Below are 23,951 nucleotides of genomic sequence, written 5' to 3' on the forward strand. Positions count from 1 at the left end.
AAGCGGGAGAAGCGCTCACCGTCGGTGCGATGTCGATGCGCTCACCCTTCGTGCCGATTGGGCAGCTGATCATCGCTCCTCCCTCCCCGCGCGCACGAGGCGCGGAGAGCACGGTAGAGGGCGATCGCGCGCGCCGGAGGCGCGGCCTCCACGCGCGGCGGCCCGGAGCGCCGAGCGACCGTGACGCGGGCGACCGAGCGCCCCTTCTTTTCATCACCGAGCGGCTCGCCGGGGCCTCCGGCGCGATCACCTGGCTTGGCCACGCGCCCTGGTTCTGTAACTGTCCCGCGGTCAGTTACGCGTCGCTGCGCCGCCGTGGGCTCGGGGGGTCCGAGCGCTGGCGCCTGGCCTCGCGAGATGAATCCCTCTTCCGATCGAAGGAACCGCGATGCACTGCACACTCCAGAAACACCGCCCCGGAGCGCTCCGTGTGGCTTGCCTGCTGCTTGGGTCGCTCGCCGCCGCGTGCTCGGGCGAGGGCCCGGCGCCGCTCGAGGGGAGCGCGTTCGACGTCGAGCGTTACGACCTCCGGGGCGAGTTCGACTGGGAGCGGAGCCGCCTCGTGGCGACGCTGGGCCTCACGCTGTCGCTCACCGGAGACGGCCCGAGGACGGTGGTCCTCGACAGCGCCGTCGCCGAGGTGAAGGAGGTCCGGCGGAAGGGCGGCGGGGCGCTCCCGCACGCGCTCGATCCGCAGCGCCAGGCGCTCGCGATCGACCTCTCGAGCGAGCCCGAGGCGATGAGCGGCGCGCCGATCGCGCTCGAGATCGACTACGAGGCGCTCTCCGGCGACGCCCTCCGCGCGGTGCCGGCGCGCATGGGCGATCCGGTCGCCGTGCGCGCCGTCTACACGGTGTCGGAGCCGCTCGGCGCGTCGCGGTGGATGCCGTGCCACAACGCGCCCTCGGACCGGGCCATCTTCTCGATCGCCATGCGCGTCGACGGCGGCGAGGCGCTGATCGCCAACGGCGATCTCGTCGGCGACGAGGATCTCGGGGCGTCGGGCCACCTCGTCCGGTACGAGACCGCCTACACGCTGCCGCCCTACCTCATGGCGTTCGCGATCGGCGACTTCGAGGTCGAGCGCGGCACGAAGGGCGATCTCCCCGTCGCGGTCTGGCACCGCCGCGGGTTGCCGGGCGATCACGGCAGGATGGTGGACGAGCTCGCGCGCGCCATCGGCCGCTTCGAGGAGCTGCTCGTGCCGTACCCCTTCGAGAAGTACGCGCTCGTGCTCCTGCCGGACTTCTCCGTGGGCGGGATCGAGCACGCGAGCATCAGCTTCCAGCGCGAGGAGCGGAGCACGCAGCCCGCGCTCGCCTCGGATCTCCTGCTCACGACGCACGAGCTCTCGCACCAGTGGTTCGGCGACCTCGTGACGGTGGAGACCTGGGACGACCTCTGGATCAAGGAGGGCATGGCGACGTTGCTCGAGCAGGAGGGCGTCCGCGTCTACACGGACGAGAGCGGCGCGGGGACGCTGAACGGCGACGAGCTCGGCCCCCGGGACGGCGACGCCGTCCGCGATCCGTCGCTCGCGCCGGGCGAGAAGTACACGAGCGGCCCCTACGGCCGCGCCGCCTGGCTGCTCACCCAGATCCGCAGCCTGGCCGGCGAGGAGGCGTTCTGGTCGGCGCTCCGCGGGGTGCTCGAGGAGCGCCGGTTCGGGACCATCGGCACGGACGATTTCCTCGACGCCTTCGCGCCGGCGCTCGGCCCGGAGGCGGCTGCGCGCGCGCGGCGAGCGGTCGTGGCCAAGGCGCTCCCGTGGCTCACGGTCGACCCCGCGCCCTCCGGCGGGGCGTTCGTGACGGTGCACGATCCGGAGGGCGCGCTCGTCGCGCCCCTGGAGCTCGCGTGGGTGGCCGGCGACGGCCCGACCCGCGTGCAGACGCTCACGCCCGGCGAGCGCGTCGAGGTCGCGCCCGCGCGCCCGGGCGAGCTCCTCGTCGTCGATCCGCAGGACCGCCACCCCGAGTGGGCCTTCCTGAGCACCGACCGCGATCTCGAGGCCTACGCCGCGACGCTCGCCCCGCGCCGCGTCCCCGCGGACCCCGAGGGCGTCTCGTGCTTCCTCGACGTGGGCGGCGCGCACCAGCTCGCCGCGCTCCAGGACGGCCTGCCCGAGGGGCTCGCGCCCGAGGAGTTCGAGGCGTTCGTCGAGGGCCTCGACGGCGAGGCGGCCCGGGCGGTATCGCTCGCCGCGGCGTGCGACGTCGCGTGCGCGCCGGGCCTCGACGCCGACGTCCGCGGCGCGTGGTCGAGCGTGCTCACCGACCTCTTCGCTGGAGCGCCTTACAGCTACGGCCTCGACTACGTCGGAAGCTACGCGTCGTGCAGCGCCGTCGTGTCCCCCGAAGCGCTCTTCGCCGAGGACTGGTCCGCGCTCGAGACCGGGCTCGCCTCGGGCGGCGTCTCCGACGTGCGGCTCCAGTACCTGTCCAAGTTCAAGCTGCCGCCCGAGGCGGCGCTCCGCACGTGGGGCAGGGTCGCGCAGATGGCGAGCTCGGTGCGCGCGCGCGTGCTCGCGATCCGGCACCTCGCGACGTACGTGGACGGGCTCGACCCGGCTGTCCTGTCGGTCTTTCGTGCCTTCTTCGCCGGCGTGCTCGGCGCGACCGATGTCGCCGACGTCCTCGCCGCGGATCTCCGCGCCGTGGTGGCCTCCGCCGCGCCCACGGCGGCCGGCAACCAGGGAGCGCTGGACGGCCTCGCCCGGGTGCTCCGCTCGCCCGCGGCCCGCTCGGCCCACCCCGCCGCCGTCTGCGCGGCGTTCGCGTTGACGAGGGGTGACGAGCAGGCTTTCCGCCGCTTCGCCGCGGGGGTCGAGGGCGCCGACGTGACGGACACCACCGCCGAGCTGCTGCGCTCTCCCGTCCATTGCCTCTGACGCTCGCTCGCCACGACATCGCCTCTCTCCCCGCCGGCCTCGCTCCATGGCGAGGCCGGCCCTCTACGCTGCAACCGAACGCTGCTATGCTCCGCTGCCCATGTCGGAGCTCGTCCAACTTCTTCGCCAGAACGCCCCGATTGCTCGCATCGCCGAGCACCTCGATGGTCTGACGCACGAGGAGCGCCGCAGCGCCCTGTCGACCACGACGCGCGCGGATCAGCGGGCGCTCTATGCCGCCGCGAGCCACGCCCCCCCGCTCACGCTCGACTTCTTCGTCCCGGACGGCACACCGCGCCGCGTGGCGGTTCATCACGAGGGCAGGAACAGCCTTCCTCTCCCGTCCACATTCCGCTTCTTCGAGAAGCGTTTTGCCTTGCCCGAGGACGGCAGCGCGCGGCTCTTCGGTTACAACGAGGGGCTCACGCGTCCCTGGATTGGCCCGGGCTTCTTCGTCGCGGTCCCGACGGCCGGCAATCCTGCGTGGCAGGAGCGTGGCGCCATCGTGATCGACTACTTCCAGGTCCCTGACGGCCCCGTACCTGACGGTTGGCCCCGGGTCGTCCCCAACACCAAAGGACTCCAGTTCTTCGTCTACAACGGAACCCGTGATTTCATGCGTCGGGTCTCGAAGGACGTGTCCATCGGCGCGGCGTTCAAGGGCGAGCGTTCGCTCGACCATTACTTCACGCTCTGCCGCTCGCCGTCCGCCTAGCCGATCCCTGTCGGATCGTATTCCCCCGTCCCCCATCGACACGGCGATAGGCCCCTCCCCCTCCCAGGCGTTAACCAAGCTCGTTCGGTCACGCTAAGGGCGCGAAGCCGCCCCTCCTCCACCGGTCACCAACGTGAACGTGAACGTGAACGTGAACGTTTACGTGGTCGTGGTCGTGGTCGTGGTCGTGGTCGTCAACGATAGGTCGTGAACGACCACGACCACGACCACGTAAACGACCACGACCACGTAAACGACCACGACCACGACCACGACCACGACCACGTAAACGTTCGGATGTAGGAGAACGCGGCGCGAAGCTTGGTGAACGCCTATGACCCGCTAGTTTGGCTGGGTTCCCCCTCCCAGCCGCGCCAGCATCCCCTTTCGCAGGAGCCCCACCTTGTTCCGCATCGCGGTCACCTGTTGCCGCATCCCGTCCGCCTGCTCGGCGAGGTCGACGATCCCCGCGGCCGTCGCCGCCTGGGCGAGGGCGCGCGCCTCGTCGGCGAGGCGCCCCATGCGCCCTTCCACCTCGTCCATCGCTGCCACTACCTCGTGGATCTGCTCCGGCGTCGTCGCCTCCCGCTGGCGCGCCGCGGTCTCCTGCACCAGCTGGTTGATGCTCCGCCCCTCCTCCCCGAGCGCCGCGAAGCGCTGGAACAGCTCCCCGAGCTGCTCCGCCCGCCGCTTGATCTCCTCGCCGCGCGCCGCGAGCGCCGTGGCGGTCGCCTCGTGGCGATCCCGCGCCGCCGCGATCGCCGCGATGAGCGACCCGAGCGCCATGCTCACGCGCTGCTGCGCCTCGGCCGCCTCGGTCGTCGACTTCGCCGCGCGCTCGATCCCCTTGCGTGTATCGAGGGAAAGCCGCCGCGCCGACTCCGCGAGCTCCTCGAAGCGCACGAGCTCGCGCTCGAGCGCGCACGCCGCTTCCGCGAGCTCGCCCCCGCCCTTGCCGTGATCGTCCTTCCCACCCCCGCGGCCGTTCTTCTCGCGCTTGTTCACGTCACACTCCCTGCGCTGCCTGTCCACCTCCTGGGAGGCCCCGCCGTTTCGCCTGCAAGCGATGTTCGGACCGGTGTACTGTATCAAAACAGCGGCTCGTACGTCGAACGCACCTCGGAGGAACGGATGCGAAGCGCGTGGCTCGTCCTCGTCGGAGTTCATGCCCTGCTGGGCTGCGGGGCTGCGCCGCGGAGAGAGCCGGCCGCCGACGCCGACCCCACGCACGCCCGGGTCGCCGCCCCGAGCGCTGTCCCGGAGGGCTCGACCCGCGAGGCGCGCGCCGCCCTGCGCTCGCCCGAGCAGAAGGAGCGCGCCGCCCTGCGCCCGCCGAGGAGCACGCGCGCCCGCGACACCGCGCCCGAGGCCCCCAAGCCGCGCACCCCGATCCCACTGTCCGACAAGGCGAGCTCGCCTGTCCGCTCCGCCGGAAACAACCGTCCGCCCGCCCGCTCGCCCGTGAAGGAGCGCGCCCCGATCTCCCGCCCCACCCCCATCCCCCTCCCCGGGAAAGGCAGCGCCGCGCGCTCGATCGAGGCCGACTGCAAGGCGCTCGGCCCGGAGGTCCAGAAAGCCTCGAGGATGATCGAGGTGCTCCGGCAATCCGACCTGAACACGCCGCCCGACGTGCTCGGGAGGATCGCGGATCGGCTCGACCTCTGGGCCCGCGCGGCCGCGGTCCAGGCCTCCGATCCGGATCTCGCCCAGGGCGCCAAGGACATCCGGGAGAGCTTCGCCCGGACCGGCGCCGCGGCCCGCAAGCTCCAGGCGTCGCTCGGCGCTCACGACCGCAAGAAGGCCGGTGTCGCCCGCGCCGGCCTGGAGAGGGAGCTCGACCAGGACGCCAAGGCCGTGAGGGGCATTGCCGCCCGTTGCAAGAGCAACCCCTATGACCCGATCAAGGGCAAAGCCCACATCCCGCCTCACGTCGTGCGGAGCGTCGTCCAGGAGCGCTTCGGCGAGATGCGCGCTTGCTTTGAAAAGGGCCTTCGCCAGAACCCCAAGCTCCAAGGGCGCCTGCCCGTACACCTCGTCGTCGATGGCGAAGGGAAGGTCACCTACGCGGGTGACGCCGACCGCCCGCCCGAGGACGCGCCGCTCCTCATTGCGCTGCCCTCGCCCGGCGCGACGCCGCCGTCGTCGCCCGCTCCCCCGCTCCGCGACGCCAAGGTCGTCGGCTGCGTGCTCGACGTCTTCCGGGGCCTCCGATTCCCCTCCGCCGCAGACCGCAAGAGCGTTGCCACGGTGGTCTATCCCGTCGTCTTCGGTGTGGACGACAACCGCTCTCCAGCGACCTCCTCCAGGTGACGCACAGCGCAATCGCGGCAGCGGGGCGCTGGCCCCTTGCCGTCCGAGCGAGGCCGACGCCAAGCACGCTCAGCCTCACTTGCGCCACTTGCAAAGTTATTTCCTTCTCAGGGGCCTAAGGGTAAGCATTCCGCCGATGAAGCTCTCGCTCACCGAGCTCCAGGACATCCGCCGCACGCTCGCGGCGCGCATCGTCTTCGGCCTCTCCACGCCCGGCACCGAGATCGCCGCGCTCCCTGCCTATCTCGCGCCGCCGCCGGGAGGGATGATGGGCCGCGCCGTGGTGGTCGACGCTGGCGGCACGAACCTGCGCGCCGCCATCGTGGAGCTCTTGCCGGGCGGCGAGTCGCGCATCGTCGCCGGGCCCGTGCCTGCGAAGTTCCCGGGCGGGCCGGAGATCACGGGCGACGCCTTCTTCGACGTGCAGGCGGAGCTGGTCGAGCGCCTGGGCGCCGTGCACGGCTTGCCGGTGGGGTACTGCTTCTCGTATCCGTCGGAGACGCTGCCGTCGCTCGACGCGCGGCTGCTCCGCTGGACCAAGGGCGTCCAGGTCGCCGGGGTCGAGGGCACCAGCGTGGGCGAGCGGCTCGGCCGGGCGCTCGGCGCGCGGAGGCTCCGGCCCGGTCCGGTCCGGGTGCTGAACGACACGGTGGCGAGCCTGCTCGGGGGTGCCTTCGCGCACGGCGGGTCGCAGCCCGCGGCGTTCATCGGGCTCATCGTGGGGACGGGGACCAACATGGCCACGTTCCTCCCCGCCGGCCGGATCCCGAAGCTCAAGACGGGTCACTTCGTCGCGCCGATGGCGGTCAACCTCGAAAACGGGAATTTCAACCCTCCGCACCTCCAGCCGTTCGACGCGGAGCTCGACGCGACCTCGGAGAACCCCGGCGCGCAGCGGTTCGAGAAGGCGGTGTCCGGGGCCTACCTGCCCCGGCTCTTCGGGCGGCTGTGTCCGGATCATGCCCCGCTGACGAGCTCCGCGGATCTCGTGCGGCTCCGCGACGAGGGCGCGGACGAGGCGCGGCGGGTCGCTGGCGACCTGCTCCAGCGCTCGGCCGACCTCGTGGCGGCGGGGCTCGCGGCCGTCACCGACGTGCTCGACAGCCCTCCTGGGGTCGGCATCCTCGCGGAGGGCAGCCTCTTCTGGGGCGATCCCCGCTATGCGCCGCGGGTGCAGGAGACGCTGCGCGCCCTCGTCGGCTCCCAGGTCGAGCCCCGGATCGCCCGGCTCGAGCACGTCAACCTCATCGGGTCGGCCTGCGCCGCGCTGTTCGCCTGAACGGCTGCGCGCCGCTTCCCTGCGCCGCGCGGGAGGCGCCGGGCCTTTCGGCGCGCAAGCTGCTCGGCCAGGGGGGAGCACAGGGATGCCCGGGGATCTTCGCCATGGCCTGCCTTCGCGGGACCGGTCGAGCGCGGCCGCGCCCGCGTCCGCCTGGCTGTGCGGCGTCCCCGTGGGGGGTCCGAGGCGGCAGGATCACACATTTCTGGCCGAATCCGTTTTTTGCGACCACCATGACGCAGCGTTGACCCCCTGGGAGGAGCTCGGCCGGTGATGTGTGAAACAACAGCGCGCTTCGGCTCGACCGGACCGGTCGGGCGGGTGGGGCGCTTCCGGTCGTCGCGGGCGGGCCCCGGTAGCCGGAATGGCTATTGTCTTTAGAGAGATGCTCCCGTCGAACCGCAGACTCGCGTTCCGCAGGCAGCCGCACCTGCTCGACGACACCGGGAGCGTCGGCGTGTGGATCACGCAGCCGGCGGGCATGGTCGTTCAGCTCTTGCGGGAGACGGTGGCGACCGGTGAGGCCGCGCGGTTCATCTCGGTCGACGCGTACCAGAAGCTCGTGGGCGTCATGCGCCCGGGGGAGCGGGCGTTCTTCATCTACGACATGGCGCTCATGGTGCGGTACGAGAGCGAGGCGCGCATGATCCTGACCCAGTGGGGGCTCAACGTGCGCGACAAGATCGAGCACATCGTCGTCCGCCCGCCCCCGGAGATGAACAAGCTCGGGCGCATGGGGATCCAGACGATCGCGGCGGCGATGAGCCTGGCGGGGGTGCAGCTCGACATCGTGGACGACATCGAGCCGTTCCTGCGCGAGCAGAACCTGCGGCCGCGGATCAGCCTCACCTGAGGGGAGTCCTCGCGGGAGCCCGGCCCGAGGAGAGGCCAAGCCTCGCGCCGCGTTCTCCCACATCCGAACGTTTACGTGGTCGTGGTCGTAGACGTTTACGTGGTCGTGGTCGTGGTCGTTTACGTGGTCGTGGTCGTGGTCGTCAACGATAGGCCGTGAACGACCACGACCACGACCACGACCACGTAAACGTTCACGTTCACGTTCACGTTGGTGGCCGAGGGTGAGGGGGAGGAAGACGGGCTTCGTGCCCTGAGGACGGGAATCGCGCGGGCGTCAGTGCCCGCCGCCGGTGCCCTTGATGTCCAGCTGAGGACGGGAGGGGTCCGGCCAGTCGAGGTGGAAGAACTTGCCGCGCGGCTGATCCGTGCGCTCGTAGGTGTGCGCCCCGAAGTAGTCTCGCTGCGCCTGCAGGAGGTTCGCAGGCAGGTGGGCCGCACGGTACCCGTCGTAATACGACAGGGCCGACATGAACGCAGGCGCCCAGACGCCGTTCTGCGCTGCGATCGACACCACCTTGCGCCAGTTCGCCTGCCCCTGCTTGATCTGATCGTTGAAGTACGGATCGAGCAGCAGGTTCGTCAGGCCAGGATTGCGCGTGTACGCCTCCGTGATCTTCTGGAGGAAGCGGGCGCGAATGATGCAGCCGCCGCGCCAGATGCTCGCGATCGTGCCGAAATCAAGCGTCCACTTGTACTCCGCCTGCGCCGCCGCCATGAGCTGGAAGCCCTGCGCGTAGGCGCAGATCTTCGAGCAATACAGCGCGTCACGGATCGCCGTGATCGTCCCCTGCCGGTCCGCGACCGGGGTCGGGGTCGGGCCAGAGAGGTGCTTCGAGGCCTCGACGCGCTCGTCCTTCAGCGCAGAGAGGCAACGGGCGAACACCGCCTCCGCAATGGCGTTCGCGGGGATGCCCATGTCGAGCGCGTTGCTGCTCGTCCACTTGCCCGTGCCCTTCTGCCCCGCCGTGTCGAGGACGAAATCGACGAACGGCTTGTCCTTCTGGACAGGGTCCTTCTGCTGGAGGATATCCGCGGTGATCTGGATGAGGTACGAGTCGAGATCTCCGCTGTTCCACTCGGAGAAGACCCGCGACATCTCGTCCTTCGACATCCCGAGCAGCCCGTCGAGGAGCGTGTACGCCTCGCAGATGAGCTGCATGTCGATGTACTCGATGCCGTTGTGGACCATCTTCACGTAATGGCCCGCGCCGTTCGGCCCGATGTACGCCGTGCAGGGGACCCCGCCCTCCACCGGCTTGCCGGGGGACGCGCCCTCGATCGGCTTGCCGGTCGCCGGATCGACCTTGGCGGCGATCGCGCGCCAGATCGGCTCCAGGTGCTGCCAGGACACGGGATCGCCGCCGGGCATCAGCGAGGGGCCGAAGCGCGCCCCCACCTCGCCGCCGGAGACGCCCGAGCCGAAGAACTTGCACTGCTTCGCGTACTCCTGCTCCCGGCGGATCGTGTCGGTCCAGAGCGAGTTGCCCAGATCGACGACGATATCGTCCGGCTCGACGCCCGCCTCGATGAGCTGCTTGACCACCATGTCCACCGGCGGACCGGCCTTGACCAGGATCACCGCCTTGCGCGGCTTCTTCAGCGCGCGGACGAAGTCCTTCAGCGTCTCGCAGCAGACCAGGCCGCCGGGCGTGCTCGGGTTCCTCGCGACGAAGTCCTTCGCGACCTGCACCGTGCGGTTGTACACGGCCACCTTGAACCCGTGGTCGGCCATGTTGAGCGCGACGTTCTCGCCCATGACGGCCAGCCCGATCATGCCGATGTCGCAGCTGGATGTGGCATCATTCATCCCGGTTCTTCTCCTTCACACGTGGCTCTTTCGCCGCCAGCGACCGCAGTGCTGCGCGGCCAGGACGACGGGTCAGCAAGCCGCGAGCCGCGAATCGCAGGCCGCAGGCCCGCGCGCCGTCGATCTCGCTGGGTCGGCTGGGAGCCACGGCCGCGCATTCTGAGCAGGCCGGCGGCGCGGCGTCCAGTGCGCTCGCACGCCATGGTAGGCTCTCGCCGATGCGACCGGGCCCGGCGCTCGCAGGCCTCCTGCTCCTCGCCTCCGCGGCAGCCTCGGCCTGCGGGCCAACCACGTACAACGCCCGCGCCGCCCGCGCCTTCGCGAACGAGGACGCCCGCCGCGCCATCATCGACGATCGCGCCGCGGATCTGGAGCGAGCGGCCTGGCTTGCCGACGAGGTCCTCTCGAGCACCCCGTACTCCCCGGGTGACGCGTGGATCGCGGCGCTCCGCCTCGACGACGACGAGGGCGAGCGGCTCCGCGCGCGCCTCGAGAAGACGCCCCCCTACGACGGAGAGCACGAGGTCCCGCTCGCCAAGCTCTACCGCGCGAAGCTCGACGAGGCGCTCGCCCGCGCGGCGGCGCGCGGTGAGCGCGGCGCGCCGCCCGCGTTCGCGCGCCTCTTCGACGCGCTCGCGGAGCTCGCGGCGCCGTCGCGCGAGGCGAGCGCCGCGAGCCGCCTGCCGGCCGCGTGGCAGGCGCTCGCCGAGCACGCGCGGGCGCTCTCCGCCGAGGAGCGGAGCGTCGAGCGGCTCTCGGCCGGGAGGCCCCTCGGCGCCCCCGACACGCCCGAGATCGCCGCCGCGAAGGCGAGGGCCGGCGCGCGGCGGCGGGCGCTCGCCGGAGCGCACCGGGACGTCGCTGTCGCCGCCGCCGCGCTCCGCGCAGCGAGCGCAGGGCAGGAGCCCGCCCGGACGATCGCGCGCGACGCCCTCCATGTGCTGTCGTTCGTCCTGCGAATGCACATCGAGGCGCTCGCCGTGGCGCCGTACGTCGTGAAGCAGGCCCGGCGGGTGGCGCGGGACGAGCCCGGCTACAGGGCCGCCGTGGCGCGCGCGGAGGCGATCTCCAGGGTGCTCGAGGAGCAGCGCGCGGCGCTCTCCGCCTGCGCCGAGGCGCTCTCCGCGCCGGCGCAGACGCCGCTCGAGGACACGGCGGGCTTCGAGGCGCAGGAGGGCCTGCTCGAGCAGGGCCGGGCGATCAGCCTCGACGCCGTCCACCTGAAGCTGAAGGGCGACGTCGAGCTCCTGTTCTTCCACCAGCTCGCGAGCGCGGGCTCCTCCGGCGGCGTCAACGATTACCGGGGCAGGACGCGGCGGCTCGCCTACGACGTCGATCCTGTGTTCATGGTCGGCGGCCGGGCGCTGCTCACGTACGACTTCGACCACGCGCGCGACGCCGCGCGCCTCAACGCCGGCTTCAAGACCGACCGGCTGTTCTCGTCGGGCGGCGACATCCAGTACGACGGCTCGCTCGGCAAGCTCCTCGGGCTGAACGGCTTCGCGAGCGACGTCTTCGACATCGGCGCCGACCTCGCCGGCGTGAGCACGAGCCTCAAGATCGCGCGCTTCACCGCCGGGAACGTGACCGAGCTCGCCGTCGATCCGGCGACCGACCGCGACGCCGGCGCCGTCGCCAGCGCGCCCTTCCAGCTCTTGCTCCGCCAGATCGACGTCGGCTTCGACCTGACGAAGCTCTTCCCGGAGGCCGCGGACGACCTCTACCTCGAGGAGCTGCTCGCGGGCTTCAGGTACATCGACTACAAGCTCCCGCGCATCTTCTATGCGCTCCGCGAGCGGGACCCGGGCGAGGGCGACGTCTACGTCTTCGAGCGGCAAAGCCCCGCCCAGAGCGTGACGTCGCGGTTTTACCAGGGCGGCTTCAGCGTGCGGATGGGCAACGGCGAGTGGCCGCGGCTCGCGCCGTTCGGCGATCTCGGCCTCTACGGCGGCGCCGGCCCGGTGCGCTACGCCTTCTCCGCGGATCCCGCGGTCCCCGGCGCCCCGCGCGAGGTCGACGAGGCGACGATGATCGCGCTCTCCGGCAATGTGTCGGTGGGGCTCCGGCTCCGCTTGACTTCGTACCTCAGCCGGCTCCGCCTGCTCACCGAGCTGTCCTACAACGTGGAGGCGATCGGCCAGGGTATCATATCGAGCATCCATGCGACCAGACGCGGAGACGAGACGATCTACACGATCGGTCGCAAGCTCGAACTCGGTGGGTTCGACGTGTTCCACGGGCCCCGGCTGCTGGCGGTGCTCGTGCTCTGACGGGACAGGCGGCGCCCACGCTCCGCCCGTGCATCTGACGATGTCGATGTGTCTGTCGTGAAAAACGATCAGAACGGACGGGCGCCACATCATCGCTGGAGAGCCCCGTAAGCCACGGAATCACGGGATCTTCTCGCGCCGACGAGCGGCGACGAGCGACGACGAGCGACGACGGTCGGGGCTCCGCGCAAGCGGCGCCAATCAGCGCAGGGCGCTTACCTGTTACCTGGTGCGCGCAGATCTAACGAACGCGCCTACATTGGGGAGTTCCATGTGGGGAGTCTTACGGCCCACAAGTTTGTAAGGTCTGCAAGTTAACGAGTGCGGTCGTCCGACCAGGTGGTGTAACCTCGTTCGACGCGGGTGAGACTATGTCGCTGAACTTCAACGAGGGGATGCTGTTCGCTGGTAGGTACCGCGTCGTGCGCAGCATCGCGACGGGTGCGATGGGGGCGGTCTACGAGGTCGTCCACGTCGAGACGGATCGGCGGCGGGCGCTCAAGGTCATGCACCCGCACCTCGCCGAGAACCCCGAGTTCCACGCGCGGTTCAAGCTCGAGGCGCGCATCGCCGCGCGCATAGCGACCGAGCACATCGTCGAGGTGTTCGACGCCGGGATCGACCTGGACACCGGCATGCCGTTCCTCGTGATGGAGCTGCTCCGCGGCGAGGAGCTCAGCAAGCGCATCCGCCGCGGCGGGCGCCTGCCGCCGGAGAACGCCATCGCCTACCTGCGCCAGACCGCGCACGCCCTGGACAAAACGCACGCGGCCGGCGTGGTCCACCGCGATCTGAAGCCCGCGAACCTCTTCCTCGCGGCGAGCGACGACGACGACGAGATCCGGATCAAGGTGCTTGACTTCGGCATCGCAAAGCTGGTCGCCGAGACGGCGATCGAAGGGGCGAACACCGCCGCCCTCGGGACGCCGCTCTACATGGCGCCCGAGCAGTTCAGCGGCGAGACGATCACGCGGGCGGTCGATCTCTTCGCGCTCGGCATGATCGCGTATACGACCCTCGTCGGCAAGGCCTACTGGCTGAACGACATGCGCGAGTACAGTAACTCGCTGGCGTTCGCGGTGATCGCGATGCACGGCCCGCAGGAGCCCCCGTCCGTGCGCGCGGAGAAGGAGGGGGTGAAGCTGCCCCCGGGCTTCGACGCGTGGTTCGCGAAGGCGACGGCGCGCGAGCCCGGGGCGCGCTTCCCGACCGCTTCGTCCACGGTGGAGGCGCTCGCCGAGGTCTTCGACATCGCCCCCATGACGGTCAGGTCGTCGCGCCTGGCCGCGCTGGAGACGCCGATCCCGCGGTATAGCCATGTCAGCCAGGGGCCCGGGTCGTCGATGCCGGTGGCCGCCCAGTCGTCCAGCACGGGCGTGGAGACCCGGGTCGGCACCGGCACCGGCACCACCGCGGCGCCGCGGAGCCGATCCGCGCTCGTCGTCGCGGCCATCGCCCTGGTCGGCGGCAGCGCCCTCGCCTTCGCCGCGTTCAGCAAGGGCAGGTCCCCGGCCCCCGGCCCCACCGAGCACGCGCAGGCGGCGCAGGCGGCGCAGGCTGCGGCCGTCGCGCCGCCCTCCACGCCGCCCGATGCCGCCCCGGGCGCAGCCCGCCCCGAGGAGGCCGGCAAGGAGGCCGGCACGCCCAGGTCGACCGACCTCGCGGCGCCGGCGAGCCCCGCCGCCGCGCCGCCCGCGAACAGCAGCCTGGCGATCGCTCCCGAAGTGTTGGCGAGCGCGAAGGCCTCGCCGGCGCCGCGCACCCCGGCGCCGCCGCCCGGCGCCTGGCGCAAGATCGCGCCGACCGCCTCCGCCGCCCCCGCGGCGAAGCCCCGGGAGTCGCTCTACGGCGCAGACTGAGCGCGGCCCCACAACCCGCTGATTTTTTGCCTGGGGCGGTCCCAAAGGAGGTATCTCATGTTACCTCCGATGCGAACCTTCTGGCCCGGGTCCGTCTTGAGCGGACTACTGTGCATTGCTGTCACCGCGCCGGCGAACGCGCAGCCTGACGCCGTGGCCGTGGCCGAGTCGCTCTTCAACCGCGGCCTCGCGGACATGCTGGCAGGGAAGTTCCAGACCGGATGCCCTGCCCTCACCGAGAGCTACCGGCTCGATCCTCGCGCAGGGCGGCTGTTCACGCTCGCCGAGTGCGAGGCCAAGTGGGGGCGCACCGCGACCGCGGTCGCGCGCTACAACGACTTCCTTTCGCTCTACTCCCGCCTATCCGAGTCCGAGCAGCTCAAGCAGTACGATCGCTACAAGCTCGTGCTCGAGCAGCGCGACGCGCTCGTGCCGCTCGTGCCACAGCTCACGCTGTCGCTGCCGGCCGACGCGCCCGCCGGGACGGTGGTCCAGCGCGACGGCATCACGCTGGAGGGGCCTTCGCTCGGGATCGCGCTCCCCGTCAACCCGGGCGAGCACGTCGTGACGACGAAGGCGCCGGGCGGGCCCACCCACGAGGTGCGGTTCACGATCGAGAAGTCGGAGGAGAAGACGATCGAGCTCGAGGTGAAGCTCCCGGAGGCGCCGCCCCCCGCGACGCCGGCGGATCAGCCGCCCCAGCAGTCCGCCCCGCCGCCGTCGCAGCACGACGAGGGCGCGTCGCGGACGCCGGCGCCGACCGGGACCAGCGGCCGGCGCGTGCTGACGTACGTGACGGGCGGGCTCGCCTTGGGCGGGCTGATCGCCGGGGGAGTGACGGGAGCCATGGCGCTCAGCGAGGGCCGCCACGCGGAGGAGGACTGCGACGACGTCGGCTCCGGCAGGGCGGTATGCAAGACCGCCGAAGGGAAGGCCGCTGGAAAGCGCGCGAAGGACCTGGGGCTGGTGAGCACGATCGGCTTCGGCGCCGGGGCGGCGCTGGCCGGCACCGCGCTCGTGCTCTTCCTGACGGAGCCCTCCTCGTCCGGTTCGCAGGCCAGCGCGACGACCGGCGCGCAGGCCGGCGCCGCGCCCTACCACCCAGCAGGCGCGATGAGCTGGTCGCTGCTCGCGGGACCGACCGGCGGCGGCGTCGTGGTGCGCAGCCAGTGGTGAACCAGCCCGCGCCTGTCGCCGCCTTCGCGCGCGCACGGTAGCGCGGCGCACGCTCACGCCGCCTCGAAGCCGCGTTGCGATGCGACGTCCAAGGGAAATCCACGACCGCCTCGCCGCGCACCGTCGGAACCTTGCGCCTCGTCCTGGGGCGCGGCCGAGCGTAGTATCCCATGGAAAACTACAGGCCGACGCGCCCTGGCGGGTGAGGCGGTGAGGAAAGGGCAACTCATGATCACGAAGACCACGATGGCCATGTTCGGGGTCGCAGCCGCCGGTCTGCTCGCAGGCTGCACGGAGACGCTCGATTCGCAGCAGATCAAGACCGGAGGGATCTCGGCGACCCTGGAGGCGATCGCCGAGAGCGCGTCGTCGACGACCCTGCGGGCCACCCTCAAGGCCGGCGGCGACGAGAGCAACACGTACGTCATCCTGAGCGCGGGAGATCGGATCTCGGCGACCGTGGACGGCGAGGCGGTCGCGATGTCCGCCGAGAGCGATGGGGTCTACGAGGCCGGCGTCGACGTCGGCGCAGGAGGCACCGAGATCAAGGTGCTGCTGGACCGCGACGACGAGGACGACGACGACGCGACGAACAACGTGGGGACGCTCCCCGATCCGTTCGACCTCGAGGCGCTGCCCAGAGAGCCAGTCCCGCGCGGCGAGGACCTCACGATCACCTGGTCGCCGAGCGCGTCCGGGGACGACATGGTGATCGACGTGAAGGGCGACTGCATCTTCTCCAAGACGTTCGATGTGGGGGGCGACCCGGGGACGTACACCATCGACGCGGGCGAGCTGGAGGCGACCAGCTCACAGGAGCCCGAGAGCTGCGACGTGGACGTCGTGATCCGCCGCTCGCGCAGCGGCACGACGGACAACAACCTGGACCCGGAGAGCTCGTTCGAGCTGAGCCAGGTCCGGGGAGGCCGCTTCACCTCGGCCCCCTGAGGCTCAGCCGAACAGCGCGGCGTAGTCGTCCTCGCGGAAGCCCACGAGCACCCGGTTTCCCTTCACCAGCACAGGCCGCTTCACGAGCTTCCCGTCCTCGGTGAGCCACCGCGTGACGTCGTCGTCGCTCGCGGCGTCCACCCGCGCCTTGCCGAGCGCGCGGTAGCTCTGCCCGCTCGTGTTGAGCCACCGGCGCACCGAGAGCCCGCTCGCTGGGATCCACCGGGCGAGCTCTGCGGCCGTCGGCGGCTCATCGACGATGGGGCGCACGGCGACGTCGACGCCGCGCTCGCCGAGCCACTTCAGCGCTCGCTTGCAGGTGCTGCAGCCGGCATAAGAGAGGATCTGGACCTTGCTCATGCCGGGCCTTCTGCCCCCTCGACCGCGCGACATCAAGCGCGGATGAGCGCGAAAAAGGAGATGGAAAGCGCGCGCATAGCAGGAGAGAAAAAAAAGGGCTCCTGTGCAATGCGCCCGGAATGCGCCCGAAGACGAGCAATGCACCGATTGACCGCGGGCGGTTCATGGCGCGCGCCGGCGCCGACGGCGGCGGACGAAATGCCGCATCGCGCGACGGGCCGTCTGGTATAGGGGGCGCGGAAAGGAGCCGCCCCCAGCGGCAGCGCCCCTCGTGATCCGTCTCGATTCCATCAGCAAGCAGCACGGCAAGCAGATCCTCTTCCTCGAGGCCTCCGCGGCGGTGAACCGCGGCGAGAAGGTCGGCCTGGTGGGGCCCAACGGCTCGGGCAAGACGACCATCTTCCGGATGATCACCAAGGAGGAGGCGCCCGACGGCGGCCAGGTCGCCATCGATCGCGGCGTCACCGTCGGCTACTTCAGCCAGGACGTCGGCGAGATGAAGGGCAGGAGCGCCGTCGCCGAGACCATGGACGGCGCCGGCCCGGTCTCCGACGTCGCCGCGGAGCTCCGCGAGCTCGAGGCCGCGCTCGCCGACCCCGAGCGGATGGATGAAATGGAGAGCTTGATCGAGCGCTTCGGGCAGGCCCAGGCCCGCTACGAAGAGCTCGGCGGCTACGCGCTCGACGCCAAGGCGCGCGAGATCCTCGCCGGGCTCGGCTTCAGCCAGGCCGTGATGGACGGCGACGTGGGCGCCCTCTCGGGCGGGTGGAAGATGCGCGTCGCGCTCGCCCGCATCCTCCTCATGAGGCCCGACGCGCTCCTGCTCGATGAGCCGACGAACCACCTCGACATCGAGTCGATCATCTGGCTCGAAGGGTACCTGAAGCAGTATGCCGGGGCGCTCGTCATGACCTCGCACGACCGAGAGTTCATGAACCGCATCGTCACCAAGATCATCGAGATCGACGGCGGCGAGCTCACCAGCTACTCCGGCAACTACGAGTTCTACGAGCAGCAGCGCGCCATCAACGAGCAGCAGGCCGAGGCGCAGTACGAGCGCCAGCAGGCGATGCTCGCGAAGGAGATGCGCTTCATCGAGCGCTTCAAGGCCCAGGCCGCCAAGGCGGCGCAGGTCCAGTCGCGCGTGAAGAAGCTGGAGAAGATCGACAAGGTCGAGCCGCCGAAGCGCAGGAGGACGATCCGCTTCGAGTTCAAGCCCGCGCCGCGCTCGGGCGACGACGTGGCGCGGCTCAGCGGGGTGAAGAAGTCCTTCGGCGGGCGCTCCATCTACGACGGATTCGACCTCCTGATCCGCCGCCGCGAGCGCTGGTGTGTGATGGGCGTAAACGGCGCCGGCAAATCCACCCTTCTCAAGCTCGTCGCGGGGGCATCCGCCCCGGACGCAGGCGGGGTGAACGTCGGCGCGAGTGTGAAGCTGGGGTATTTCGCGCAGCACGCGATGGAGCTCCTCGACCCGACCCGCTCCGTCTGGGAGTCCATCGTGGCGAGCTTCCCGCAGGCCTCGATCGGCTCGCTCCGCACGCTCGCCGGCGCGTTCGGCTTCTCGGGCGACGACATCGACAAGCCCTGTCGCATCCTGTCCGGCGGCGAGAAGGCGCGCCTCGTGCTCGCGATCATGCTCTATGATCCGCCCAACTTCCTCGTGCTCGACGAGCCGACGAACCACCTCGACATGGCGACCAAGGAGATGCTCGTCGCGGCGCTCGCCTCGTTCGAGGGCACCATGCTGTTCGTCTCGCACGATCGCCGCTTCCTCGCCGCGCTGTCCAACCGCGTCCTGGAGCTCCTGCCCGACGGGCCGCGCGTGTATGGCGGGGGATACCTGGAGTATGTCGCCCAGAGCGGACACGAGGCGCCAGGCATCCGGAGCTGACCCGCGCCGACGTGGCGCTCGCGCGGCGTGCGGCGCGCGCGGCGAGCAAGCTCCGCCTGGGAGCGGCGCTCTCTCGTCGATTTCGTCGATTCGAGTCGGTGCTAGGTGAACACGCGCTCAAGGATTCGCGCTATCGTGAGGTCCCCGATGGATCTGCTCGGTAGACCGAACCCAAAGCGGCTCTCCGACTTCATCCAGCGCCACCACGACGCGCTCCTGGATGCCTGGAAGTACCGAGTCCAGGCGCTCAGCCCGGCGCGGCGGCTGCCGGCGCCGAGGCCGACCGATCACCTCCCGGACATCCTCGCCTACATCGCCGAGGGCACGCGCAGCGCGGGCACGGCGGCGGCGGCCTACCGGAAGCACCGGGGGCTCCCCGGGCTCCACGCGTTGAGCCGGCTCGCCCACGGGTACGATCTCGCCGACGTCGTGATGGAGTACGCGGCGCTCCGCGTCGTGATCCTGGAGCTCTGGGAGCGGGACGGCGGCGGGGACGGGGGGCGTGAGGTCATCCAGCTGAACGGGACGATCGACGAGGCGATCGCCGACGCGGTGTCCCGTTACCAGGCGGCGCGCGTGCGCCTGCTCCAGGCGCTCGACGCCATCTCGACGGCCGCGCTCGGAAGCAGCGATCTGGACACCTTCCTGAAGGCGCTGCTCCGTGCCACCCGGGAGGCGGCGGCCGCCGTGGACGTGGCGATCGTCCTGCTCGGGGACGGAGACGCCCTCGAGGTCCACGCGACCGCGGGCATCGACGACGGGCCGCTGCCCGGGCCACCGCTCGAGGCGGCGCGGGAGTTCGCCCGCGCGGTCCTCGCGCTGCGCGGGCCCACGTCGCTCGACGCCGCGGCCGGCGGCTTGCCCGTCACCGCGCGGGAAATCCGGGCGAGGGGGCTGCGCGCCGTCTACGGCGTGCCGCTGATCCACGAGGGGCACTCCATCGGCGTCGCGATCCTCGGCTCCCGCAACGCCGAGGAGTTCTCCGAGGACGACGCGCTGATGCTGCGCACGATGACCAGCCGGGCGACCGGCATCATCGTGCAGGCGCAGCTCGTCGCGAAGGAGCGCGCGGCGCGGCGCCAGGCGGACGACGCCCGCGCCCTGCTCGCGACCGTGGTCGAGCAGATGCCGGCGGGGCTCGTCATCGCCGAGCCGCCGACGGGGCGCGTCCTCCTCTCGAACCCCCAGGCCGGGGCGATCTTCGGGCTGCCGCTCCTGGACATCCACGACATCGATGGATACGCCGTCTGCCGGGGCTTCGACGCTCGGTCGGGCAGGCCGTACGAGGCCCGGGATTGGCCTCTCGCGCGGACGATCACGACCGGCGAGGTCGTGATCGACGAGGAGATCGACATCGTCCGCGACGACGGCGCGCAGGGGCGGATCCTCGTGCGCTCGGCGCCGGTCCGGGATCCGGTCGGGCGCGTGATGGCGGCCGTCGTGACCTTCTTCGACATCACGGAGCGGACGCGCGTCGAGCGGGGAGAGCGCTTCCTGGCCGCCGCGAGCGCCGCCCTCAGCGACACCCTCGACTTCCAGGGCACGCTCGACCGGGTGGGGCACCTGACGGTCCCCGAGCTGGCAGACTGGTGCGTCATCCAGACGCTCCCGGACCTCGAGCAGGCGCGCGGGATCACGGTGACCCACACGCGCCCGGAGGAGCTCCAGCGGGCGCGCGCGCTCTTCCGCGAGCTGGATCCCCCGCCGCCGCTGATGGCGCTGCTGGAGCGGGCCCTCTGCCGCGAGCGCCCGGAGCTCGTCAGGGATCTGTCGCACCCGCTGGTCGCCTCGCTCGACGAGAACGGCGCCCTCCGCCGGTTCGCCCGGGCGCTCGGGATCACGTCGGCCCTGGTGGTCCCGATGGTCGCGCGGGGCCGCACCTTCGGCTGCATCACGCTGGCGACGGCAGGGTCCGGCCGGGTCTACGACGAGGCGGACCTCGCGGTGGCGCACGACCTGGCGCAGCGGGCGGCGCTCGCCGCGGACAACGCCCGCCTGTACGAGGCGGCGCAACGCGCGATCGAGCTCCGGGACAACGTGCTCGCCACGGTGTCCCACGACCTCAGGAACCCCCTGAGCGCGATCCTCACGGCGGCCGCCGTGATGACGAAGCGCGCGGCGACGCGGGGAGAGAAGGGCGACACGAAGGCGATCCAGGCGATCCAGCGCTCGGCGCACCGGATGGATCGGCTGCTCCACGACCTGCTCGACTTCGCGAGCCTGCGCGCCGGCCGGCTGGCGCTGCGCCGGCAGCCGCAGGATCCGCGGGAGATCGGCAGGGAGGCGGTGGAGACGTTCGAGTCGCAGGCCCTGGAGAAGGGGGTCCAGCTAGGGGTCGTGGCGGCCGACGACGTCCCGCTCGTCACGTGTGATCGCGATCGGGTGCTCCAGGTGCTCACCAACCTCCTGAGCAACGCGCTCCAGGTCACGGGCGCCCAGGGGGCGATCACGCTGCGGTGCGAGCGCGGGGAGGAGCACGTCGTCTTCTCGGTGGCCGACACGGGGCCCGGGATCCCGGAGGACGAGCTGCCCCACCTCTTCGAGCGGTTCTGGCGCGGCCAGCGGAACGGCTACAAGGGCACCGGGCTCGGGCTGGCCATCGCCCGGGAGCTCGTGGCGGCCCACGGGGGGACGATCCACGTGGAGAGCCGCGTGGGCGTGGGGACGACGTTCAGGTTCACGATCCCCGTCATGGACGAGGGGTGAGCCGGGGACGGCGGGCAGACGGGACAGCCGCCGCAGGGGAGGAGTGGACGATCGAGCGCGCCGGTCCCAGGAGCCCTCGGGAAGGAGGAGACATGGGAGTCGATACCACGCACGATCCGCCGGGCGACCCGCGCCTCGCACACGAGGTCAGCGAGGAGAAGCGGCCTCTCCCGCAGGCGGATGTCCCGGGCGTCCGCGGGCCGATCACGCCGTCTGGCGAGCTCGAGGACACTCCGCCCGACGAGGTCGATAGCTGGGGCAGCGAAGGCGGCGCCGGCTCGTACGCGGGGGGGCCGATCATCTCGAATACGAAGATCTCCGCGCCGAGGTCGCCCCGCGCGTCGGGGTAGCGGGGAAGTAGGGTTGATCCGTCCGGCCGGCGGGCGCGACACAAGGGCGACCGGTGAGCGCTGCAGACAGCGAGAAGAAGTCAGGTCGACCCCTGAACTTTTAAGACGACGACCGCGCCACCTCACGGCAGCTGCGCGGACCTGGGCGCGCACCGCTGCATGTAGGCCGGCTCGGGGCAGCCGTCGTGCGTCAGGATCTCGCCGTCCAGGCACTTCACGAGCGCCGCCCGGATGTCGAGGCACCTCCCCCGCCCCGCGTCCACACAGCGATGCTCCGTGGTGGTCCCGTTGGCGCAGCCGTCGAGCTGGCCCTCGGGGCACTCGAGGAGCGGCCCAGTCGAACAGCCGTTCTCCCGCTGCTCGCCCGCCGCAACCGTCGACGTCCCCTGGGTCGCCGGCTGCTTGCTGGAGCAAGCCGCGCTCGAGACGAGCGCGAGCCCCGTGAAGAAGAGCCCCGTGAAGAAGAGGCTCAGGCCCCGACGGGGCGAGTCGCTGCGCGTGTTCATACCGTCGTTCTCCGTGGATCAAGCCCGGCCGCGGGACCCCGAAGGCAGGTCGCCGCCCGAGCGGGCGGCAGCGTACTCCACTCCACGTCCACGGGACGACAGGGTCCCGGCCCACGCTCGCCTCGCCCCGCAGGCGCGGCCCAGGTCAAGACCCGATGGCCAGGTCAAAACGCGCCGCCGCCGTGCGCGAGCAGCGCCCACGTGTCGCCGCCCGTCTGGGTCGTCGCGCCGCCGAGGCTCAGGTCGTCGAAGAACGCAGGACGGAAGTTGAACCGAGCGCCCAGCTTGACGTTGCGCGTGACGAGCCGCTCCACGCCCGCGGTGAGCGGCACCGACAGCGCGAACGCGTCGCCGCCGCGGCCCGCCCAGCCCACGTAGCCCACGCCCGCGACAACGAACGGCTGCACGATCGCCTCGTCAGCGCGCAGGATGTTGTAGCGCAGACCCGCGTCGAGCGAGGTCATCACCAGCGATTTCCCCACGATCGCGCGCTCGTTCACCGAGCCGGTGTAGTTGGCCTCGACGGCCACGCGCGGCGACATGCTCCCGGTCACCCGAACGTTCCAGCTCGGCCCGACGCCCGCGGCGCCGCCCAGGAAGCCCAGCACGCCGAGGCCGCCCTCCACAGCGACAGTGGGCTCCGGGATGCGCCGGATGAGCGGTTGATCCGCCGGAGGGAGGTTGCCTGTCGGCCGGACCTGCTGATCCCGGCCCGCCGCGCCCTGCGCCTCCGCCGCGCCGGCGAGCGCCATCATTCCGGCGGCGGTCATGGCGGCCGCCGCGAGTCGTCGCGTGCTCATTGCAGTTGTCTCCGGTTGGCTCGTTCCGTCTTCGACGACCGCCTCGTGCACACCGCAGGCCACACGCGGCTGTGCAGCGCAGGTCCGGCGGGCTCCACCTTGCGCCGCGCAGCCGGGCGCCGCCGAAACCGCGGCGCCACCGAAACCGCGGCGCCGCTCGCACGTATCCCGGACATGGAATTCATGGAACCGAGGCGCAGAGCGGGCGGGCGAGCAATGGCGATGACCCCGATCTCCCTTTCCGGGCGCCGGCCTTCCTGTTCAAGTGGAGACCGCCGCGCGCCCTCGTGCGCGGGCGCGCAACAACCCGAGGGATCCAGGAGGCGAGCGTGAAGACGATCCGGACAAGGACCTTGCTCCTCCTCGCGCTCGCGGCCGCCGGCCTGGGCGCGGCCGCGTGCCAGGGGGAGCAGCCGAGCCTCGCGCCCGCCGCGACCGAGCTCAAGGCGCCGGAGCCGAAGGCGCCCGCCGCGGCGACCTTCGCGATCGACCGCGCGGGCAGCAAGGTCGAGCTCGTGATGGATGCGCCGCAGGAGAAGATCCGCGGGCGGATCGCGGGCGCCGCCGCGGGGACGCTCCAGGTCGACCCCGCCGACATCACGAGGACGACGGGCCTCATCACGGTCGACCTCTCCACGATCGAGCTCTTCCAGACCGCCGTGGGCGACGACGGCAAGCCCGGTGAGGAGAAGAAGAGCGACCTGCAGAACCAGCACGCGCGCACCTGGCTCGAGATCTCGAAGGACACGCCCGACGACGTCCGCGCGAAGAACGAGAAGGCCCAGTTCGCGATCCGGTCGATCTCGACCTCCGGCGAGAAGGACCTCTCGAAGCTGTCCGGCGCGGAGCGGACGGTGACCGTCACGGCGTCGGGCGACCTGCTGCTGCACCAGCGGCAGTCCCCGAGGACCGTGGAGCTCATCGCCACGTTCAGGTACGAGGGCGAAAGGCCCGCGAGCGTCACCGTGAAGACGGCGAAGCCGTTCCCGGTGGGGCTCGCCGAGCACGACGTCCGCCCGCGGGAGGCGTTCGGCAAGCTCGCCCAGAAGACGCTCGAGGTGCTCTCGCCCAAGGTCGCCAAGGAGGCGATGGTGACGCTCGAGCTGACCGCGACCGCCGGCGCGGCCCCCACGGCGCCGGCGGCGGCAGCGGACGGCGGCGCGCGGTGAGCGCGGCGCGCCGCCCGAAAGTGGGCCGTTGCGGCGACGCAGCGGCTCTGAGATGAC

At 71.4% G+C, this 23,951-nt stretch carries 19 protein-coding genes; 13 read left to right on the forward strand and 6 right to left on the reverse strand.

The window, feature by feature from the left end:
- The first annotated feature begins 388 nt into the window (after positions 1 to 388).
- Both WME82_RS32645 and WME82_RS32650 read left to right on the forward strand, forming a co-directional pair.
- Positions 389 to 2,890, forward strand: a complete 2,502-nt coding sequence (locus tag WME82_RS32645; RefSeq protein WP_438038490.1) for a M1 family aminopeptidase — start codon at positions 389 to 391, stop codon at positions 2,888 to 2,890.
- Positions 2,891 to 2,990: 100 nt separating this feature from the next.
- The gene (locus tag WME82_RS32650) at positions 2,991 to 3,605 is read left to right on the forward strand and encodes a hypothetical protein (RefSeq protein WP_437740398.1); all 615 of its coding nucleotides are present in this window, start codon (positions 2,991 to 2,993) and stop codon (positions 3,603 to 3,605) included.
- A gap of 159 nt (positions 3,606 to 3,764) precedes the next feature.
- On the opposite strand, the gene WME82_RS32655 is transcribed toward WME82_RS32650, so the two are convergent.
- Entirely contained in the window at positions 3,765 to 3,890 is a 126-nt protein-coding gene (locus tag WME82_RS32655) for a hypothetical protein (protein WP_438038491.1), read from the reverse strand.
- 57 nt (positions 3,891 to 3,947) lie between these two features.
- Entirely contained in the window at positions 3,948 to 4,610 is a 663-nt protein-coding gene (locus WME82_RS32660) for a hypothetical protein (RefSeq protein WP_438038492.1), read from the reverse strand.
- Between the two features lie 126 nt (positions 4,611 to 4,736).
- Between WME82_RS32660 and WME82_RS32665 the strand changes: the two genes are divergently transcribed.
- The 3 genes from WME82_RS32665 to WME82_RS32675 all read left to right on the forward strand — a co-directional run bounded on the left by WME82_RS32665 (position 4,737) and on the right by WME82_RS32675 (position 8,047).
- The gene (locus tag WME82_RS32665; RefSeq protein ID WP_438038493.1) at positions 4,737 to 5,915 is read left to right on the forward strand and encodes a hypothetical protein; all 1,179 of its coding nucleotides are present in this window, start codon (positions 4,737 to 4,739) and stop codon (positions 5,913 to 5,915) included.
- Positions 5,916 to 6,051: 136 nt separating this feature from the next.
- On the forward strand, positions 6,052 to 7,194 hold the full coding sequence (locus tag WME82_RS32670) for a hypothetical protein (RefSeq protein WP_438038494.1): 1,143 nt from the start codon (positions 6,052 to 6,054) through the stop codon (positions 7,192 to 7,194).
- A 364-nt stretch (positions 7,195 to 7,558) separates the two neighbouring features.
- Positions 7,559 to 8,047 carry a hypothetical protein gene (locus WME82_RS32675; protein WP_437851398.1) on the forward strand — a complete coding sequence of 163 codons (489 nt, stop codon included), beginning with the start codon at positions 7,559 to 7,561 and terminating at the stop codon, positions 8,045 to 8,047.
- A gap of 276 nt (positions 8,048 to 8,323) precedes the next feature.
- Here the strand turns inward: WME82_RS32675 and gndA are convergent, their stop codons facing one another.
- Positions 8,324 to 9,856 (reverse strand): NADP-dependent phosphogluconate dehydrogenase, encoded by a 1,533-nt coding sequence (gene gndA, locus WME82_RS32680; protein ID WP_438038495.1) that lies wholly within the window; start codon positions 9,854 to 9,856, stop codon positions 8,324 to 8,326.
- A gap of 218 nt (positions 9,857 to 10,074) precedes the next feature.
- Here gndA and WME82_RS32685 point away from each other — a divergent pair, with 218 nt between their 5' ends.
- The 4 genes from WME82_RS32685 (at position 10,075) to WME82_RS32700 (ending at position 16,109) form a co-directional block, all read left to right on the forward strand.
- A complete protein-coding gene (locus WME82_RS32685; protein ID WP_438038496.1) occupies positions 10,075 to 12,126 on the forward strand; it encodes a hypothetical protein in 2,052 nt (683 codons plus the stop codon).
- A 371-nt stretch (positions 12,127 to 12,497) separates the two neighbouring features.
- Entirely contained in the window at positions 12,498 to 13,985 is a 1,488-nt protein-coding gene (locus WME82_RS32690; RefSeq protein ID WP_438038497.1) for a serine/threonine protein kinase, read from the forward strand.
- Between the two features lie 96 nt (positions 13,986 to 14,081).
- Positions 14,082 to 15,161, forward strand: a complete 1,080-nt coding sequence (locus WME82_RS32695) for a hypothetical protein (RefSeq protein ID WP_438038498.1) — start codon at positions 14,082 to 14,084, stop codon at positions 15,159 to 15,161.
- Between the two features lie 228 nt (positions 15,162 to 15,389).
- Positions 15,390 to 16,109, forward strand: coding sequence for a hypothetical protein (locus WME82_RS32700; protein ID WP_438038499.1), 720 nt, complete (start codon positions 15,390 to 15,392; stop codon positions 16,107 to 16,109).
- Positions 16,110 to 16,112: 3 nt separating this feature from the next.
- Here WME82_RS32700 and WME82_RS32705 read toward each other — a convergent pair whose 3' ends face one another.
- Positions 16,113 to 16,469, reverse strand: a complete 357-nt coding sequence (locus WME82_RS32705; protein ID WP_438038500.1) for a Spx/MgsR family RNA polymerase-binding regulatory protein — start codon at positions 16,467 to 16,469, stop codon at positions 16,113 to 16,115.
- A 271-nt stretch (positions 16,470 to 16,740) separates the two neighbouring features.
- Here WME82_RS32705 and abc-f point away from each other — a divergent pair, with 271 nt between their 5' ends.
- The 3 genes from abc-f to WME82_RS32720 all read left to right on the forward strand — a co-directional run bounded on the left by abc-f (position 16,741) and on the right by WME82_RS32720 (position 21,419).
- Positions 16,741 to 18,363, forward strand: coding sequence for a ribosomal protection-like ABC-F family protein (abc-f, locus tag WME82_RS32710; RefSeq protein ID WP_438038501.1), 1,623 nt, complete (start codon positions 16,741 to 16,743; stop codon positions 18,361 to 18,363).
- A gap of 135 nt (positions 18,364 to 18,498) precedes the next feature.
- Positions 18,499 to 21,069 carry an ATP-binding protein gene (locus tag WME82_RS32715; RefSeq protein ID WP_438038502.1) on the forward strand — a complete coding sequence of 857 codons (2,571 nt, stop codon included), beginning with the start codon at positions 18,499 to 18,501 and terminating at the stop codon, positions 21,067 to 21,069.
- 92 nt (positions 21,070 to 21,161) lie between these two features.
- Positions 21,162 to 21,419: a hypothetical protein gene (locus WME82_RS32720; RefSeq protein WP_437740417.1), complete on the forward strand. Its 258-nt coding sequence runs from the start codon at positions 21,162 to 21,164 to the stop codon at positions 21,417 to 21,419.
- Between the two features lie 122 nt (positions 21,420 to 21,541).
- On the opposite strand, the gene WME82_RS32725 is transcribed toward WME82_RS32720, so the two are convergent.
- Positions 21,542 to 21,925 (reverse strand): hypothetical protein, encoded by a 384-nt coding sequence (locus WME82_RS32725; protein ID WP_437851417.1) that lies wholly within the window; start codon positions 21,923 to 21,925, stop codon positions 21,542 to 21,544.
- Between the two features lie 164 nt (positions 21,926 to 22,089).
- The gene (locus WME82_RS32730; protein ID WP_437740419.1) at positions 22,090 to 22,725 is read right to left on the reverse strand and encodes a hypothetical protein; all 636 of its coding nucleotides are present in this window, start codon (positions 22,723 to 22,725) and stop codon (positions 22,090 to 22,092) included.
- A gap of 329 nt (positions 22,726 to 23,054) precedes the next feature.
- On the opposite strand from WME82_RS32730, the gene WME82_RS32735 reads away from it, so the two are divergent.
- Positions 23,055 to 23,894, forward strand: a complete 840-nt coding sequence (locus tag WME82_RS32735) for a hypothetical protein (protein WP_438038503.1) — start codon at positions 23,055 to 23,057, stop codon at positions 23,892 to 23,894.
- Positions 23,895 to 23,951 lie beyond the last annotated feature (57 nt).

Source organism: Sorangium sp. So ce128, from assembly GCF_051525245.1.
GTDB lineage: Bacteria > Myxococcota_A > Polyangia > Polyangiales > Polyangiaceae > Sorangium > Sorangium cellulosum_B.